This window comes from Mobiluncus curtisii ATCC 43063 (assembly GCF_000196535.1).
Classification (GTDB): Bacteria; Actinomycetota; Actinomycetes; order Actinomycetales; family Actinomycetaceae; genus Mobiluncus; species Mobiluncus curtisii.
The window spans coordinates 1,108,965-1,124,719 of the sequence record NC_014246.1 but is presented as its reverse complement, the minus strand read 5'-3'; the positions used below and the strand labels follow the sequence as shown (position 1 = coordinate 1,124,719).

General features: G+C 58.4%; 11 protein-coding genes. 5 read left to right on the top strand and 6 right to left on the bottom strand.

Going from position 1 to position 15,755, the window contains the following annotated elements:
• Positions 1-15: 15 nt before the first annotated feature.
• Together rpoB and HMPREF0573_RS04765 are read right to left on the bottom strand one after the other, a co-directional pair.
• A complete protein-coding gene (gene rpoB, locus HMPREF0573_RS04770; protein WP_004007472.1) occupies positions 16-3,522 on the bottom strand; it encodes a DNA-directed RNA polymerase subunit beta in 3,507 nt (1,168 codons plus the stop codon).
• 428 nt (positions 3,523-3,950) lie between these two features.
• Positions 3,951-4,736, bottom strand: a complete 786-nt coding sequence (locus tag HMPREF0573_RS04765; RefSeq protein WP_013189055.1) for a DeoR/GlpR family DNA-binding transcription regulator — start codon at positions 4,734-4,736, stop codon at positions 3,951-3,953.
• A 133-nt stretch (positions 4,737-4,869) separates the two neighbouring features.
• Between HMPREF0573_RS04765 and HMPREF0573_RS04760 the strand changes: the two genes are divergently transcribed.
• From HMPREF0573_RS04760 to HMPREF0573_RS04745, 4 genes are read left to right on the top strand one after another with little or no spacing between them, the layout of a single operon-like run.
• Positions 4,870-5,751, top strand: coding sequence for an SIS domain-containing protein (locus tag HMPREF0573_RS04760; protein WP_004011219.1), 882 nt, complete (start codon positions 4,870-4,872; stop codon positions 5,749-5,751).
• Positions 5,752-5,772: 21 nt separating this feature from the next.
• Positions 5,773-6,834, top strand: coding sequence for an ROK family protein (locus HMPREF0573_RS04755; RefSeq protein WP_013189054.1), 1,062 nt, complete (start codon positions 5,773-5,775; stop codon positions 6,832-6,834).
• Between the two features lie 20 nt (positions 6,835-6,854).
• The gene (locus HMPREF0573_RS04750) at positions 6,855-7,844 is read left to right on the top strand and encodes a 1-phosphofructokinase family hexose kinase (RefSeq protein WP_013189053.1); all 990 of its coding nucleotides are present in this window, start codon (positions 6,855-6,857) and stop codon (positions 7,842-7,844) included.
• The gene (locus HMPREF0573_RS04745) at positions 7,845-8,681 is read left to right on the top strand and encodes a class II fructose-bisphosphate aldolase (RefSeq protein WP_013189052.1); all 837 of its coding nucleotides are present in this window, start codon (positions 7,845-7,847) and stop codon (positions 8,679-8,681) included.
• A gap of 54 nt (positions 8,682-8,735) precedes the next feature.
• Here the strand turns inward: HMPREF0573_RS04745 and HMPREF0573_RS04740 are convergent, their stop codons facing one another.
• The 3 genes from HMPREF0573_RS04740 to HMPREF0573_RS04730 all read right to left on the bottom strand — a co-directional run bounded on the left by HMPREF0573_RS04740 (position 8,736) and on the right by HMPREF0573_RS04730 (position 12,772).
• On the bottom strand, positions 8,736-9,695 hold the full coding sequence (locus tag HMPREF0573_RS04740; protein ID WP_013189051.1) for an aldose 1-epimerase family protein: 960 nt from the start codon (positions 9,693-9,695) through the stop codon (positions 8,736-8,738).
• 315 nt (positions 9,696-10,010) lie between these two features.
• Complete coding sequence (locus HMPREF0573_RS04735) at positions 10,011-11,684, bottom strand: FAD-dependent oxidoreductase (protein ID WP_013189050.1); 1,674 nt, start codon at positions 11,682-11,684, stop codon at positions 10,011-10,013.
• A gap of 173 nt (positions 11,685-11,857) precedes the next feature.
• The gene (locus tag HMPREF0573_RS04730; RefSeq protein ID WP_013189049.1) at positions 11,858-12,772 is read right to left on the bottom strand and encodes a 1,4-dihydroxy-2-naphthoate polyprenyltransferase; all 915 of its coding nucleotides are present in this window, start codon (positions 12,770-12,772) and stop codon (positions 11,858-11,860) included.
• Between the two features lie 396 nt (positions 12,773-13,168).
• On the opposite strand from HMPREF0573_RS04730, the gene HMPREF0573_RS04725 reads away from it, so the two are divergent.
• Entirely contained in the window at positions 13,169-14,686 is a 1,518-nt protein-coding gene (locus HMPREF0573_RS04725; protein ID WP_013189048.1) for a DNA repair protein RadA, read from the top strand.
• A gap of 34 nt (positions 14,687-14,720) precedes the next feature.
• Here the strand turns inward: HMPREF0573_RS04725 and HMPREF0573_RS04720 are convergent, their stop codons facing one another.
• Positions 14,721-15,683 carry a DapH/DapD/GlmU-related protein gene (locus HMPREF0573_RS04720; protein ID WP_004007483.1) on the bottom strand — a complete coding sequence of 321 codons (963 nt, stop codon included), beginning with the start codon at positions 15,681-15,683 and terminating at the stop codon, positions 14,721-14,723.
• Positions 15,684-15,755: the final 72 nt, after the last annotated feature.

Here is a 15,755-nt window from a genome sequence, read left to right as displayed (position 1 = left end):
TTCTTCCGGTCCGTTTTAGGCGTTCATGAATTCATCGGTCGTCAATAGGCCGGGGGCGTTGGGTCGTTTGCCCAAGTCGAAGCCGAGACTGTTGGGTCCGCGGCTGGCTTCATCTTCATCATCGCGCAAGTCGATGGCGTTTCCGGCCGCATCCAGTGCTTCCACGTTCAGGCACAGCGAACGCATTTCCTGCATCAACACGCGGAAAGATTCCGGAATGCCCGGCTGGGGCAGGTCCTCGCCACGCACGATAGATTCGTAAACCCGCACGCGTCCTTGCACGTCATCGGATTTCACCGTCAACAGTTCCTGGAGGGCATAGGCGGCGCCGTACGCCTCCATAGCCCACACCTCCATCTCACCGAAGCGCTGACCACCGAACTGGGCCTTACCACCCAACGGCTGCTGGGTAATCATGGAGTAAGGACCGGTGGAACGGGCGTGAATCTTGTCATCGACCAAGTGGTGCAGTTTCAGCATGTACTTGTATCCGATAGCAATCGGGTACGGGAAAGGTTCCCCGGAACGACCGTCGAACAGCTTCGCTTTGCCCATTTCGTCGATGAGCGGACGGTCGAAGTCCTCGCGGACGCGGGTGTTTCGCAACAGACCGGTAATCTCGTCTGCCTCGGCACCGTCGAACACGGGGGTCGCCACGTGCTGTCCCGGCTCGCAGACTTCCAGCGGAACCCGCTGTGCCCACTCTTCACCGGCCTTGCGGGCTTCACTGACATCCCAGCCCTCGTGAGCCAACCAGCCCAAGTGGAACTCAAGTACCTGACCCAGGTTCATACGACCGGGCACACCCATCGGGTTCAAGATAATGTCTACCGGGGTACCATCCTCGAGGAACGGCATGTCCTCGACCGGCAGAATCTTGGAGACACAGCCCTTGTTACCGTGACGACCAGCCATCTTGTCGCCGACCGTCATCTTGCGACGCTGGGCGATAAAGACGCGAACCATGTGCTTTACGCCAGGTCCGAGCGCGGCGTCGTCGTCCTCATCGGTGAATTCCTTTACCCCGATGACGATGCCGGATTCACCGTGGGGAACCCGCAGGGAAGTGTCACGCGCTTCCCGTGCCTTTTCGCCCAGGATGGCACGCAGCAGGCGTTCCTCACTGGTCAGCTCGGTTTCACCCTTGGGGGTCACTTTACCGACCAGGATGTCACCCGCATTGACCTCGGCACCGACGCGGATAATGCCGCGTTCGTCCAGGTCCTTGCGAGCTGCTTCAGAAACGTTGGGAATATCCCGCGTGATTTCTTCCTCGCCCAGTTTCGTATCACGGGCATCGATTTCGTGTTCCTCGATGTGAATCGAAGTCAGCAAGTCCTCAGAAACGACCCGCTGACTCAAGATAATGGCGTCCTCGTAGTTCAGCCCTTCCCAGGACATGTACGCCACCAGCAGGTTCTTGCCCAGAGCCATTTCTCCGCCGTCGGTAGCGGGACCGTCAGCCAGCACGTCTCCGGCTTCGACCCGGTCGCCTTCGTCAACGATAGCCTGCTGGTTATAGCAGTTGCCCTGGTTGGAACGCTTGAACTTTTCGAGCGTGTAGAGGCGGGTTTCGCCGTCATCTTCCTGGAGACGCACCAAATCGGCGCTGACCTCGGTGACGACACCGCCCTTCTTGGCAACGACCACATCGCCGGCGTCAATCGCGGCGCGTTTCTCGATACCGGTGCCCACCAGGGGAGCTTCAGTCTTTAGCAGCGGCACTGCCTGGCGCTGCATGTTTGCACCCATCAGAGCGCGGTTCGCGTCATCGTGTTCCAGGAACGGAATCATCGCGGTCGCGACCGACACCATCTGACGAGCCGATACGTCCATCAAGTCGACTTCTTCCGGGCTGACCAGCACCGGGTCGCCGCCGGTAGAACGGCACAGCACGGTGGACTCTACGAAGTGCCCATCTTTCGTGAGCTGCGCGGAGGCCTGGGCGATGTTTTTGCCCTCTTCATCGTCCGCAGTGATGTAGTGGATTTCGTTGGTGACCACGCCGTCCTTGACCACGCGGTAGGGAGTTTCCACAAAACCGTATGGGTTGATGCGCGCGAAAGTTGCCAGCGAACCAATCAAACCAATGTTCGGACCTTCGGGAGTCTCCACCGGGCACATCCGCCCGTAGTGGGAAGGGTGCACGTCACGAACTTCCATCCCCGCCCGGTCTCGGGACAGACCGCCCGGACCCAAAGCCGACAGACGGCGCTTGTGCGTCAGACCTGCCAACGGGTTGTTTTGATCCATGAACTGCGACAGCTGCGAAGTTCCAAAGAACTCTTTGATGGCTGCCACAACGGGACGGATGTTAATGAGGGAGTTCGGGGTAATGGCTTCGACGTCCTGGGTGGACATGCGTTCCTTTACCGTGCGCTCCATGCGGGACATGCCCGTGCGCACCTGCATCTGGATAAGCTCGCCGACCGGACGCACCCGGCGGTTGCCAAAGTGGTCGATGTCATCCGTCTTGATATGCAGTTCGGTTTCCTGACCAGCAGCGTCCTTGACCGCAACCGTGTCATCCCCAGCGCGCAGTGCCAACAAGTAGCGGAACGCAGCCACGATGTCGGTCAGGTCCAGGGTGCGTTCGCCCATTTCCCTCTCCACACCGAGCTTCTTGTTGATTTTGTAGCGTCCGACCTCGGCGAGGTCGTAGCGCTTGGGGTTGGTGTAAAAGTTGTGCAGCAGGTTACGTCCGGCCTCCGCGCTGGGCGGCTCGCCGGGACGAATCTTGCGGTAGATGTCCTCCAGGGCCTGATCCTGGGTTTCAATCGCGCCATCTTTTTCCAAGGTTTCCAGCATCAACGGGAAGTCGTGGAAAGCCTCGCGGATTTCACCAACGCTCATCCCCAGCGCCTTGAGGAAAATAGTCGCGGACTGCTTGCGCTTGCGGTCGATACGCACCCCGACTGTGTCCTTCTTGTCAATCTCGAATTCCAGCCAAGCACCGCGGGAGGGAATGACCTTACCCAGGTAAATGTCACGGTCGGAGGTCTTGTCAGCAGTCTTTTCGAAGTACACACCGGGGGAACGCACCAGCTGGGACACGACCACACGCTCGGTACCGTTAACGATGAAGGTTCCGCGCGGGGTCATCAGCGGGAATTCGCCCAAGAACACGGTTTGGGTCTTAATTTCGCCGGTTTCGTAGGTAATGAATTCCGCGGTTACGTACATCGGCGCATTGTAGGTCAGGTCCTTGTCCTTGCATTCGTCGATGGTGTAGTGCGGGCTTTCCAAGGTGTAGTCCTTAAAGGACAGGCACATGGTGCCGCCATTGTCCTCGATAGGGCTCATCTCGTTCAAAATTTCTTGCAGTCCCGAAGTGCGGGGGACGTGCTTGTCACCGGTTTTGTCGGCTTCCTTGACGCGTTCCTGCCAGGCTTCGTTCCCCAGGAACCAGTCAAAAGATTCGGTCTGCAGCGCCAACAAATTCGGCGGTGCCATCGGTTCATCAATTTGGGCAAAAGACACCCGGAAAGGGTGAGTGGAGGATTCTTTGGATTTCGTAGCCAAGATTTCCGTTTCCTTTATGTCGTATAGATGGTCGGGATTTTCAAACCGGCTCCCCCGCGCACACGGTCGCGGCAATCAGCCTGGAAAATCTCGATGCGCTGCGGCGTTTGAACATCTCATCCCTCGCTCTACCTGCCCTGATATTGCCGGCGCATACTTACGCAATATCAACGGTAACAGGTGGCCTCGGACAGAGAACACGCAAATAACAACTCTATAACTTTTGCGGCTTGTAAGCAATTTTCCGCCGTTGAATTTCGGGGACTGTTCTCAGCGAGGGCAGCTACTCAATCCTCCCTGAAGTGAGTTTCCGGCAGACGCATTTCTCGAGGCGGAAAAGCGAACGTGAAAGTGCAGCTAAACCCGACAATGATTTTTATAAGTGTTTTGGCGCTGTTTAAACAACTTAATTTATTTGGTTATCGGTTCTAGGCTGTCAGCACCTCGATACCGTAGCTTTCCAGCGCTTCTAAGCAATGCGCTTCGACACTATCCGTGAGGATTTCGTCAATCGGAGCAAAATCGCAAATCCGGGCGGTTCCCAACGCGGAGAATTTGGAACTATCTGCCACCACGGTCACTCGTTGCGCGGAACGTAGAAAATCAGCGTTCGTTTCTGCCTCCAACAAGTCATCATTGAATAAACCACGGTTCACGTCAATGCTGACCACTGCCAAAAACACTCGCGACATTGCCAAATTGTCCAATACCAGTCCGGACATATTGCCCACGACTTCATAAGAACAGGGGCGTAGCGTCCCACCCACCACGATGACTTTGATTTGGGGGCGTAGCGCCAGTTCGTTAGCGATGTTAATGGCGTTCGTGACGACCGTAATCCCCTGGCGTTGAAACGCGGAATCTTTCGCAACACGCAGCGCCAGTTCGCGAGAAACTTCCGTAGTGGTGGTTCCTCCGTTCAAGCCGATAACATCTCCCGGTTTCACCATTTTGGCAGCCGCTTTCGCCAGACGTTGCTTGATCCTGCCTTGGTTGACGGGGCGATACCGCAGCGGCAAATCTCCTGACAGTGGATTCGCTACTGCTCCTCCCCGAACCCGGGTAATCATCTGTTGAGATGCCAATTTGTCCAAATCGCGGCGTGCGGTGGCGGGAGACACCCCCAGCAGGGTTTCGATGTCCTCTACCTGAATTGAGCCGTTTTCCAACACTAGATCGAGGATTTTGGTCAGTCGAAATGATTGATATGCCATACGCCTTGCCTCCTGATTGATTTAATATGTCTCTAACATGAAATTTAAATCAGTTTTAAACAATTTACTTCTGCTTGCGTGGTATTTTTATTTCTGAAAAATGTCGTCGATTTTGTAGGGAGAACACACCGCCATGAGCATCACCGCTGAGGAAATCGCCAGCCAACCCGAAACTTGGAAACGAGCCATTGACCTGCTCGTGTCCCTGGACTCTCAGTTTTTCCCGAAAAAGGGTCAGAGCGTCGCCATGATTGGCTGTGGCACCTCCTGGTTCATGGCACAAGCCTATTGCCGAGCCAGGGAAGTCGCCGGACACGGAGTTTCTGACGCTTTTACCGCCACCGAATTCCCCCTGACTCGCCACTATGACATGGTCATCACCCTGTCTCGTTCGGGCACCACCACGGAGATTATTGATATCCTCAAAGCCTTGCACGGCAAGGTTCCCACCCGTTTAATTACTGCCGTCGGCAACGGTCCCGCCACGCCCTTTACCGACCGGGAACTTGTTTTGGACTTTGCGGATGAAACGTCGGTCGTGCAGACACGCTTTGCCACTACGGCCCTGGCTTTGCTGCGTGCCAGCCTTGGGGAGGACCTGACGAAGGCTATTGCCGATTGCACCGCGGCTGTAAATGCAGAAATTCCCGCTGCGTTCATCGATGCGGAGCAGTTCACTTTCCTCGGCACCGGCTGGACTTACGGTCTCGCCAACGAAGCCGCGCTAAAGATGCGCGAAGCCTCGCAATCCTGGACCGAGTCCTATCCCGCAATGGAATACCGCCACGGACCGATTTCCATCGCCGAGCCAAACCGTATCACCTGGATTTTTGGCGCCATCCCGCAGGGTATGGAGACGCAAATCGCGGCTACCGGCGCCACTTTGGTCCACCACGACTACGATCCGATGGCGTCCCTGGTGCTGCTGCAACGCGTCGCGGTAGCAAGGGCGGAACACCGGGGGCTGAATCCTGACACCCCGCGTCACCTGACCCGTTCAGTGATTCTGTCCTAATTCCGCGCCCGTCTACACCTCATGCCCATGGAGGGACAGATGCCACCCGAGGAGCTTTCGACAGCCCACCCCGATTCCGCCCCGGTCTATGCGTTAGCTTTTGACGTCGGGGGGACCGACACCAAGGTGGCTTTCGTGTCCAACCGGGGTTCACTGGTGAAGCTGCCCACCCTGCCCACTTCCACCGGTGGTGCGGTCGGGCTGATTGCACAGATTAACGACCAGTATCTGCAGATTCAACAGGCGTTGCGCCAGGGCAAAATCCGCGACGCCGACGGCACCGCACTGCCGGCGGCGCGGGTGTGCCAAGCCGTTGGGGTGGGCGTTCCCGGCGTGATGGTGGAAGACACTGGAATGACCATCACCTCAGCTAATCTGGGCTGGGGTCGCTTTCCTATGCGCGATCGTTTAGAGGAAGCCCTGGGTTGTTCCCTTGCGCTGGGACATGACGTTCGTTCCGGGGCGTTAGGCGAAGCCCTGTTCACGGGACGCAAGGAATGCTTTTTCGTCGCTATCGGGACGGGTATCTCGGCAGGAATCGTGCTCAATGGGCAGGTACTGAACCGTAGCGGCTTCTCCGGAGAAATCGGTCAGATTCTGCTCCCCAATCCGGATTTGAACTACCTGGGGAAAGCCACAGCACCAATTCCTGCACAGGCGACCCATCTCCCCCTGGAACGAATTGCGTCCGCCGAATACACCGCCCGTCGCTATGCCCTTCTGAAAGGTCTCTCCCCGGAAACTGCCCGCCCCACGTCTCGTGACGTGTTCCAGCGCGAACGGGAAGGCGACCAGTGCGCTCACCACGTAATCGAAACCGCCACGCAGGCATTGGGAGTGGTCCTCGCCGCCAGCCTGGCGACTTTGGGAGATTTGGAAGTCATCGTGGGCGGAGGACAATCCCAGGAAGGTCCCGACTACCTAGAGAGGCTTCGCCAAGCGACCGCCACGCATCTCGTGAACCTGCCCGAACCCAAGTTTTCCTTGTCACGCTTTGGGTCTCAAGCACAACTGTTGGGGGTCGCGGCGCAGGCCTTCGCAAAAGCCCAGGTACCGATTGTTCCCCTCACCCGCCCGTCATAAGTTTCTTTGGAGAGACTCCGATGCCCCAGATAATCACGTTTACTCCCAACCCTGCCTTAGACATCACCTACACGGTGGATGCTCTCCAAGTCGGCGCCACCCACCGGGTCGAAGATTTCGTTTACCGTGCCGGAGGTAAGGGTCTCAACACCGCTTCAGTGCTGGCACAGATGGGGTATCCCGCCCGCGCAGTCGGATTTTTCTCATCCCCGGAATATCTCGCTGACCTGCAAAAACGAACCCTAGAGCGGCACGGAAACTTTAGTTTCCAGGCTTTGCCCATGCCATTTCTAAACCGCCAATCCGTCGCCATCGTTGCAGCGGGAGATGCCACAGTTTTCAACGAGGCCGGTCCAAACTATGGCACTCTGACACCTGCTGAAGTTACGCAGAGTTGGGAACAGCCGTGGCGGGAGGCTCTGCAGCTGAACTGGGCGTCTCCCCAGGCTATCGTCAGCATCAATGGTTCTTTCGCCCAGGGTAGCCCCGCGGGGATGCTAGATCGGCTAATCGCCGGTCTGCACGATCTAGGCTGCTGGGTGTTGGTGGACACGTCCGGAGAATACCTGCTCGAAGCGGCGCGGGCAGGCGCGGATTGTCTCAAACCGAATGTGGCAGAACTGCGCGGCGCCACCGGTATTACTGAGTTGCCCGCCGCGGCACGCGCTTTGCTGGACCTGGGGGCACGCGCGTTGCTGATTTCAGCAGGAAAAGATGGGCTGGCATACGTGGAGCATCCCGGCGCGTCCGCTCGCACCGCCCTTTTGCAAGTCGAGTGGGCAGCCCCCGGGATGACTTTGGCAGGCAACCCCACCGGAGCGGGAGACGCGGCAGTAGCCGGGTTCCTGTCTGCCAGGTCCGAAAACCTGCCGACGCACGAGGCTCTCGGGCGTGCGGTTTCCTGGTCAGCTGCCGCGGTTCCAGTCGCGGTCGCGGGCGCGGTACAGACCGAAATGGTGGCAACAATTGCCACTAAAATGACTTTTCGAACTGAAGAATGGAGTGCATAAATGCTGTGTGATATACGTAAACTTGCTGCTGAGGCCGCCTCGGAGGGAGTCGGACTGGGCGCTTTCAACGTGGTGCTGCTGGAGCATGGCGAAGCCCAAATCGCCGCGGCAGAAGCCGTAAACCTCCCGGTGATTCTGCAGCTGTCCCAAAACGCTGTTAAGTACCATCATGGCTGGATCGACCCCATCGGTTGCGCCGTACTCAAACTCGCCGAACAGGCAAAAGTCCCGGTCGTAGCGCACCTCGATCACGCTGAGGACCTCGACCTGTGCCGCGCGGCGGTAGATTTGGGCTTTACCTCGATTATGTATGACGGCTCCAAACTGCCGGATGCGCAAAACCGTGACACCACCGCCCAGATTACCCAGTGGTGTCACGACCGTGGCGTGAGCGTCGAAGCCGAATTAGGCGAGGTCGGCGGCAAGAATGGAGTCCACGACCCGAGCGCACGGACAGATCCGGAGGATGCCGCCAAATTCGTGGCAGATACCGGCGTGGACTTGCTGGCGGTAGCAGTGGGGTCATCACACGCGATGACCTCGCGGGATGCCACGTTGGACACGGAACTGATTTCTGCCATTAAGCAAGCCGTGCCGGTTCCGCTGGTCTTGCACGGTTCTTCCGGAGTTTCCGATGGCGGGATGCGCGCTGCCATTAAAGCGGGGATGACCAAGATTAACGTCTCCACACACCTGAATGTGGTCTATACCGCCGAGGTCCGTAAGGATTTGGCGCAAGGTCCCCAGCTGGTTGATCCTCGCAAGTATTCCCGTAACGGTAACGCCGCCTTACAGGCAGAAGTGGAACGTTTGCTGCTCTGGTACGCGGGCAAATAGTCATTGTCTGCCCGACGTTGCAATGCCGATGCGGAATCGCTGGTCAACCGCCAGCTAGCCCGTGATGGCGCGAATTCCGAAAGCCAGGGTTTCCGGTTTCCCCGGTTCTAGCACCAGCACGTCCTGGTGACGGCACAAGGCGTTCGGCGGGCAGGTCATCGGTTCGACCGCCAGCGCACGCCCGTCAGGAACGCCGGGAAATGCCTGCTGACGGGCAGGGTCGGCGGTATAGATTTGGAGCCACCGACACCACGGTCCGGCACTGAGTTCCGCCCCTGAACCGTCCGCCCGGCACAAGGTCGCCCGCACTCGCCCGCCGGCGTCGGGTTGTGCCCGAAACGCGTGGTCAAGCCACAGTCCGTGCAGCGCTACCGGTCGCACTGGGCCCAAAACAGTGTCCGCGGGTTGCTCCAGACCAGTCGGCAGGTTGCGTGTTGAATCGAGCACCAGGTTGTTGCCTACCGAGATACTCAGGGTGCATTCATCCGGGCTCGCAGCCCCCGCGCTCAAATAGGGATGCCAGCCGAAGCCAAACGGGCAAGGTGTCGTGCTGAGGTTGGACACCCGCAGCTCCCCGCGCAGCCCCCGCGCCGCATCAACGCTCCAGTTCATCACGTATTTGAGTCGCCACGGCCAGCCCGGCTGCGGTTCCATTTCCAGAGTGAGGCGTACCGCTGCGGGGTTGTCGGACGTTTCGGGATTGAGTTCCCAAGGGAGTTCCCTGACGAAGCCGTGAATGGCATTGTGGCGTTCAGGCTCGTTAATTTCGAGCTGATACGTTTCGTCTTGAAACGTGAATTGTCCGCCGTCCACCCGGTTGGGCCACGGCGCCAACAGACACCCCGCCGCGAAAGGAATCGGGGAGACTCGTGACAAGCCCTCTGGCGGCACCGGAGGGGTCACCACCAGCGGTTCCCCCGCAAAACTCAGAGACCATAAACCCCCACCGAAGCGGGAAATCTGGGCGCGATATTGACCGGCACAAAGTTCTAGAAAGTCATCGCTCGAGGTCATACGCTGATTTTAGCAAGGGTGGGAAGGGGAAAACTATCACCTTTTCTTAACGGCTCCGCGCCCTGAGCGCTTCGCCCCTGTTTTGCCGCCTTTCGGCAAAAATGCTCAGTGAGAAAAGAAACTCGCAAATAGGGATTGCGGTTTGCGTTTGTCTTCTGGGCAGGTACACCACTGGTCCGGCGGGACGCTGGCTTGCACCGCTGCAATGTGTTGACCGCACCCGGTCCATGTAGTCTTTCCGCAGTTCGCACACTTTACTGGAGAGCACATCTCATTCCCTTTCCTCGATTCCGGACTGGTCTGTTGGAAGCCATGTTACATTTCCAGCACCGCGCCGGGGTTATCAAAATAGTAAGCGAAAACCGTATTGACCCCGCCAGACAATACTTTAGCATTAATTCCCGCGGATTCCAGAATTCTCTGTGCCGTCCAGGCGTTAGCCCCGGTATCATCGCTCAAGTACACGGTTTTCCCGTCGACCCAAGTCCGCACCTCATCGAGCCGCGAACGCAGTTCCGTCAAGGGTATACACCTGGCGCCCTTTAGATGCCCGGCATTAAACTCCGGGATTGGACGCACATCGAGGACAGGCGTGCCGGGGTCGAGGTGAGCCACCTCCTCGGCATACCACAGCTTCAGCCGACCACGCAGCACATTTTCTGCCACATACCCCAGGAAATTTACGGGATCCTTTGCTGCGGAATATGGGGGCGCATACGCCAAATCCAAGTCAATCAAATCAGGGGCAGTCAGCCCCGCTTTGATAGCTGTAGCGATAACGTCAATCCGCTTGTCCACTCCGTTGCCCCCGATGCCTTGCGCACCCAGGAGTTTGCCGTCCGCGGCCGCGAAATGCAGCATCAGTTGCATCGGTTGAGCACCGGGCAGGAAAGTCCCGTGGTCGGTGGGGTGAGTGTGGATAGTGCGGTAGGCGATGCCTTGTGCATCGAGCTCAGCCCGGTTTGCCCCGGTCTGGGCCACAGTCATCGGTCCCACCCGAAAAATCGAGGTAGAGATAGGTTTAGGCAACGGACGAGCGGATTTCGGGTCAGCGATGAAGTCTGCGATAAGCCGGGCAGCGCGGTTAGTCGGACCAGCCAGCGCAACCGGTCGTGCCATTCCCGTCACCCCGGTCTGCTGCGTAACGGCGTCACCACAAGCGAACACGTCAGGCAAGCTGGTGCGTCCATGCTGATCAATTTCTAGATAGCCTCGTTCGTCAGCCCGCACTCCCGCCGCTACGAATGGCTCGGTGGCGGGAATAGCACCCGCTGCCAACACAATCAACTCCGTTTCCAAGCACTGCCCGTCTGACAGTTCCGCCAGGACGTGAGCTGGGAAATCGCGAATCTGGGTGACGCGAGTGTTTGCGATGACTGTGATGTTTAGCGACTGCAGGGCTCCGGTCACCAGGTGCGCCATTTCTAGGTCCAGCGGGGGCATGACATGGGCGCCGCCTTCCACGATAGTCGTGTTGATGCCGCGGCGAGCCAGGGCTTCCGCCGCTTCGATGCCGATGAATCCCCCGCCGATGACCAGCGCTGACCGGGCAGATTCCGCCAGGTCCACAATCCGTTGGGCATCATTGACCGTGCGCAGCGTGCGCACCCGGAGGGAATCCAACCCGGCAATCGGCGGGCGGGCGGCTTTGGCGCCAGGGGAAAGAATCAGTTTGTCGTAGCCTTCGGTGAATTCTCGCCCGTCCGCGCCACACACCCGCACGGTTTTCGCCTCCGCGTCCAGACCGATGACCTCGTGATTCACGCGCACGTCCAGGTTCAGTTTCGCCTGCAGGCTCTGGGGCGTATTCAGCAGCAGGCTTTCCCGTGCAGGAATCTCTTGACCGACATAGAACGGTAATCCACAGTTGGAAAACGAAGGGTACGGTCCCTTTTCAAACACCACGATTTCAGCAGACTCGTCCAACCGGCGCATTCGCGCCGCAAAGGACAGACCGCCCGCGACTCCGCCGACCACTACCAGCTTCATTCGCTCTCCTTTTCTTCGGTTTGTTCAGAAGGTTCTCCGGGCGACTCCCCGGTGAGCTCTCGACCCCATCAACATAGCACTAGGTGGTGTGCTAGGTGAACTGGCTACTACCGCCCGTAACGAGTTGCCGCCCATCCGCACTGGGCGCCATTCTGAAAAACCGATTACCCCGGCTAGAGCAAGGCAAACAGCAGTCCGAGCAAAGCACCATACGCCAAAGTTAAGAAACCCGTGTTGCGCAAAGCCACAATCAGGGCTTTTCCAGTCTGGTGCGTACGCACCGGACGCATAGTCAGCAATGCCCCCAGCCAGAGGACCAGCTGCACTACGAAACCACTGGTCCATTGAATGAATCCGCCTGGAAAGATTTCCGGCCACGGCACGAACAGCACCGTCAGCGACAACAGCAACGCAATATAGATAAAAAGCCGGTAAATGCGCCGCGACCAGGCATCGCCCAAACGCACTGCCAGGGTAACTTTGCCGGATTTCCGGTCCGTAGGAATATCGCGCAGATTATTGACCATCAGCAGCGCACAGGACAGCAACCCCAGTCCGCTGGCCAGCGCCCAAGACTGCCACGGCAGGACTTGTGCCTGCACCCACAGCGTTCCCTGCACCGCCAGCAGTCCGAAAAAGACAAAAACCAGCAGCTCAGACAGGCCTATCCCGGCATAACCATAGGGGTGTTTGCCACCGGTATAGCACCAGGCAGCCGCGACCGCTGCCACACCGGCACCGAGGAGCCACCACGACTGGGAGATGACGGCAACACCCAGCCCCACGATGCTCGCCAACGCGAAGCAGCTCAGCGCCACTGCCAAGACTTTGCGCGGATTTTCCCCACTTCCGACCAGGCGCGGCGGACCGACGCGGTATTCATCCGTGCCACGGATTCCGTCGGAATAGTCGTTGGAAAAATTCACCCCGATTTGCAGCAGCAGCGCCACTGCCAGGCACCACAGAGCCAGCCCTGGATCCATCTTGCCCAATCCGGCGGCAATGCCGGTGCCGAGCAGGACGGGTGCCGCCGAAGCCGGGAGGGTACGCAGCCGCGCTCCTTCAATCCAGGCTTGAGCAGTGGCCATCAGGGTTCCTTTCCTTGCTTATCAGTCTTTGCAGCACCGGGTTTTCGCGAAGTTTAGCGCTTCACGAGTACCTGAGAGTGTTTGTCAGATTCCAGCAACATTTCGCCCTAAAAGTCTAGCGCGGTTTCAACGTGAAGTTAACCGGTGGAGTTGCGACCATTGCCTTTCCTCGGAGTAGTGGCATGAACGACCGATTTCAACCCGCAATCTGGGTTCTTGCAGACCCTAATTTTTCTAACACTGCTGGTAGGCGCGATTCTAATTTCTCGGAGCCGGCACCACACACGGTGAAATCGGTCATTCGTGCGAGACCACCCCGGTTTAGGGATTCAGTGCGCACCGGCAGACCTCAAACTCATGATTTTTCGTGCTCGGGGCTTGTGAGACGATGGAGTTATGGCAAAGGAAAAAACGGTTTACGTGTGCTCCAGCTGTGGGGAGGAATGGCCCAAATGGACTGGTCAATGTCGCAGCTGCGGTCAGTGGGGCACCTTGGAAGAGAACGTGGTCCTGGCGAAAAGTTCCGCTCGGACGACCGGGTCGGGCACTACCCGCAGCACCGGTAGTTACGGACGCCCCGCGTCCCCGGCTAAACCTATCGGCCACTATTCCACCGAGCGGGCGGTGCGTCTACCTACCGGAGTGGGCGAATTCGACCGGGTTCTCAGCGGCGGTATCGTCCCCGGCGCGGTCATCTTGCTGGCAGGAGAACCGGGAATCGGGAAGTCCACGCTACTGTTAGAAGTCGCTGCCCGAATTGCCCAAGGCACCGCTCCGCGCTCTCCTAGGGTTAGCGAGAATAGCCCCGGGTTGCGCTTAGTCTCTGCAGATTCAGAAACGCCCGCGACTGTGGATACGGAGGGCAAAACTGTCCTGTACCTGACCGGTGAGGAAACCGCCGAGGCAGTACTGTCTCGCGCTAAGCGCATTGGCGGAGTGGCAGAAAATCTTTATCTAGCAGCTGAAACCCAAGTCTCGCAGGCACTGGCTCAAATCGAGACTACCAGCCCGGACGTAACTATCGTCGACTCCATCCAGACCCTGACCGATCCGACTATGGACACTTCTATCGGCGGCCCCGCGCAAGTCCGCGAAGTTACTGCCCGACTCATTGACGCTGCCAAAAGCCGTCACATGGCACTAATTTTGGTGGGGCATGTTACCAAGGACGGTGCGGTGGCAGGTCCGCGCACGCTGGAACATCTGGTGGATGTAGTGTGCCAGTTTGAAGGCGAACGAACCGGGGAGCTGCGGCTGTTGCGCGCGGTAAAGAACCGCTACGGGCCCACGGACGCGGTCGGATTCTTTCAAATGGTGGAATCCGGCATCGAAGGCATCGAGGACCCCAGCGGTCTGTTCCTCAGCAAAACCGCCGAACCGGTGCCCGGGGCTTGCGTCACCATGTCGTTGGAAGGTCGGCGCGCTCTGCCCATCGAGATAGAAGCCCTAACCACCCCGATAGCGGGCGGTTCGCCGCGACGCACAGTTTCTGGTTTGGATTATTCCCGCACCGCCATGATGCTGGCAGTCCTGCAAGCTCGACTGAAATTACCTTTTGGCACCCTAGATGCCTACGTCTCGACAGTGGGCGGAGCCCGAGCCGTCGAGCCGGCAGTGGACTTGGCGGTTGCGCTCGCGGCGGCGTCAGCAGTGACGGGCCAGGTCATCGACCCCGGTCTGGTGGCTTTTGGGGAAGTCTCTCTGACTGGGGAGATTCGTTCCTGCACCGCAGTGTCTCGCCGGGTGGCAGAAGCCGCGCGACTGGGATTCACCGGCGCTATTGTGCCTGCCGCCGCCACGAGGGATTTAAAGACCCCACGGGGATTCAAGATTCAAGCTGCTGCAAACCTGCGCGAAGCAATGAGCCTGGCTCTGCGCCGCGCCCCCGCCTCGCCTCCAGACTGCGAAATCTGAGTTAAAACCGGAACGCCGCCAAACTGGCGGATTCTCAATCTGAAAATTCGATGGCAGCACCGCCACGAGACACGGCCTCGACACGACCCGTCTGCGAGTTACGGCGAAACAGGGCGTGTGACACCCCGGACAGTTCCTCTGCCAACATCGTCTTTGGCTCCATAAAGAACCCAGTTTCACCAGGCATGACACCACCGGAAGGCATGTAGTAAACCTTGGTGTCACTGTTCAAATACAGACCACCTTCAATGACGCAGTCGTCACCTAGGGGAACCGCCAGACCGGAGTTCGCCCCCATGTGGCAGTTCTTGCCCAAAGACACGCGCTTGTGCATCCCCACCGCCAACGTACCCGCCGTGGAGGCACCGCCAGCCAGAGTCGTGCCTTCATCCACGGTCACGCCTTGTGATAAACGCCCCTCAATCCGGGCAGCCCCCAAGGTTCCCGCGTTGTAGTTCACAAACCCGGTGTAGCCAATCTGGGTGCCCGGATGCAGGTAAGCACCCAAACGAACGTTCTCAGTATGGGCAATGCGCACCCCGCTCGGGGTCACATAGGTGGTCATGCGGGGAATCCGGTCCACACAGCGGATGTTGGCGCCGATACCGTACTTGGTCATCAGACGCAGACGAGTTTCCTCAAAGTTTTCGTAGTCACAGGCACCGCGGCTGGTCCACGCCACCATATTCAGCTTGTCGAACAATCCTTCCAAGCTCAAAGTGTTGGGTTTCACCATCCGGCGTGACAGGGAGTGCAAACGCAAATACCCGTCGGGAGCGCTTTGGACATCGTCCTCCAAATCGGCAGTCACGGTGATGACCTTGTTAATAATCATGCGGGCATCGTCTTTGCCCTCCAGGTGCGTCAGCGTCGCAGCCAAAGCCTTCGCTTTCGCTTCATCTACGTCACCCTCGTAAATGTAAGGGAACCAGGTGTCCAGCGATTTGCCGCTCTCGGTTTCAGCCGTGAGACCGACACCCCAAACTTTCTTAACCATGTTTTCCTTCTCTCTAGTTGACAACGGCTTGACGCGACCCGCTACTCCAGCAAAACACGTTCCGTGTCGCCG

Coding starts and splice junctions, on each gene's coding strand:
- HMPREF0573_RS04765 (WP_013189055.1), bottom strand. CDS start 4,736: ATGGCATATCAATCATTTCGACTGACCAAAATCCTCGATCTAGTGTTG.
- HMPREF0573_RS04760 (WP_004011219.1), top strand. CDS start 4,870: ATGAGCATCACCGCTGAGGAAATCGCCAGCCAACCCGAAACTTGGAAA.
- HMPREF0573_RS04755 (WP_013189054.1), top strand. CDS start 5,773: ATGCCCATGGAGGGACAGATGCCACCCGAGGAGCTTTCGACAGCCCAC.
- HMPREF0573_RS04750 (WP_013189053.1), top strand. CDS start 6,855: ATGCCCCAGATAATCACGTTTACTCCCAACCCTGCCTTAGACATCACC.
- HMPREF0573_RS04745 (WP_013189052.1), top strand. CDS start 7,845: ATGCTGTGTGATATACGTAAACTTGCTGCTGAGGCCGCCTCGGAGGGA.
- HMPREF0573_RS04740 (WP_013189051.1), bottom strand. CDS start 9,695: ATGACCTCGAGCGATGACTTTCTAGAACTTTGTGCCGGTCAATATCGC.
- HMPREF0573_RS04735 (WP_013189050.1), bottom strand. CDS start 11,684: ATGAAGCTGGTAGTGGTCGGCGGAGTCGCGGGCGGTCTGTCCTTTGCG.
- HMPREF0573_RS04730 (WP_013189049.1), bottom strand. CDS start 12,772: ATGGCCACTGCTCAAGCCTGGATTGAAGGAGCGCGGCTGCGTACCCTC.
- HMPREF0573_RS04725 (WP_013189048.1), top strand. CDS start 13,169: ATGGCAAAGGAAAAAACGGTTTACGTGTGCTCCAGCTGTGGGGAGGAA.
- HMPREF0573_RS04720 (WP_004007483.1), bottom strand. CDS start 15,683: ATGGTTAAGAAAGTTTGGGGTGTCGGTCTCACGGCTGAAACCGAGAGC.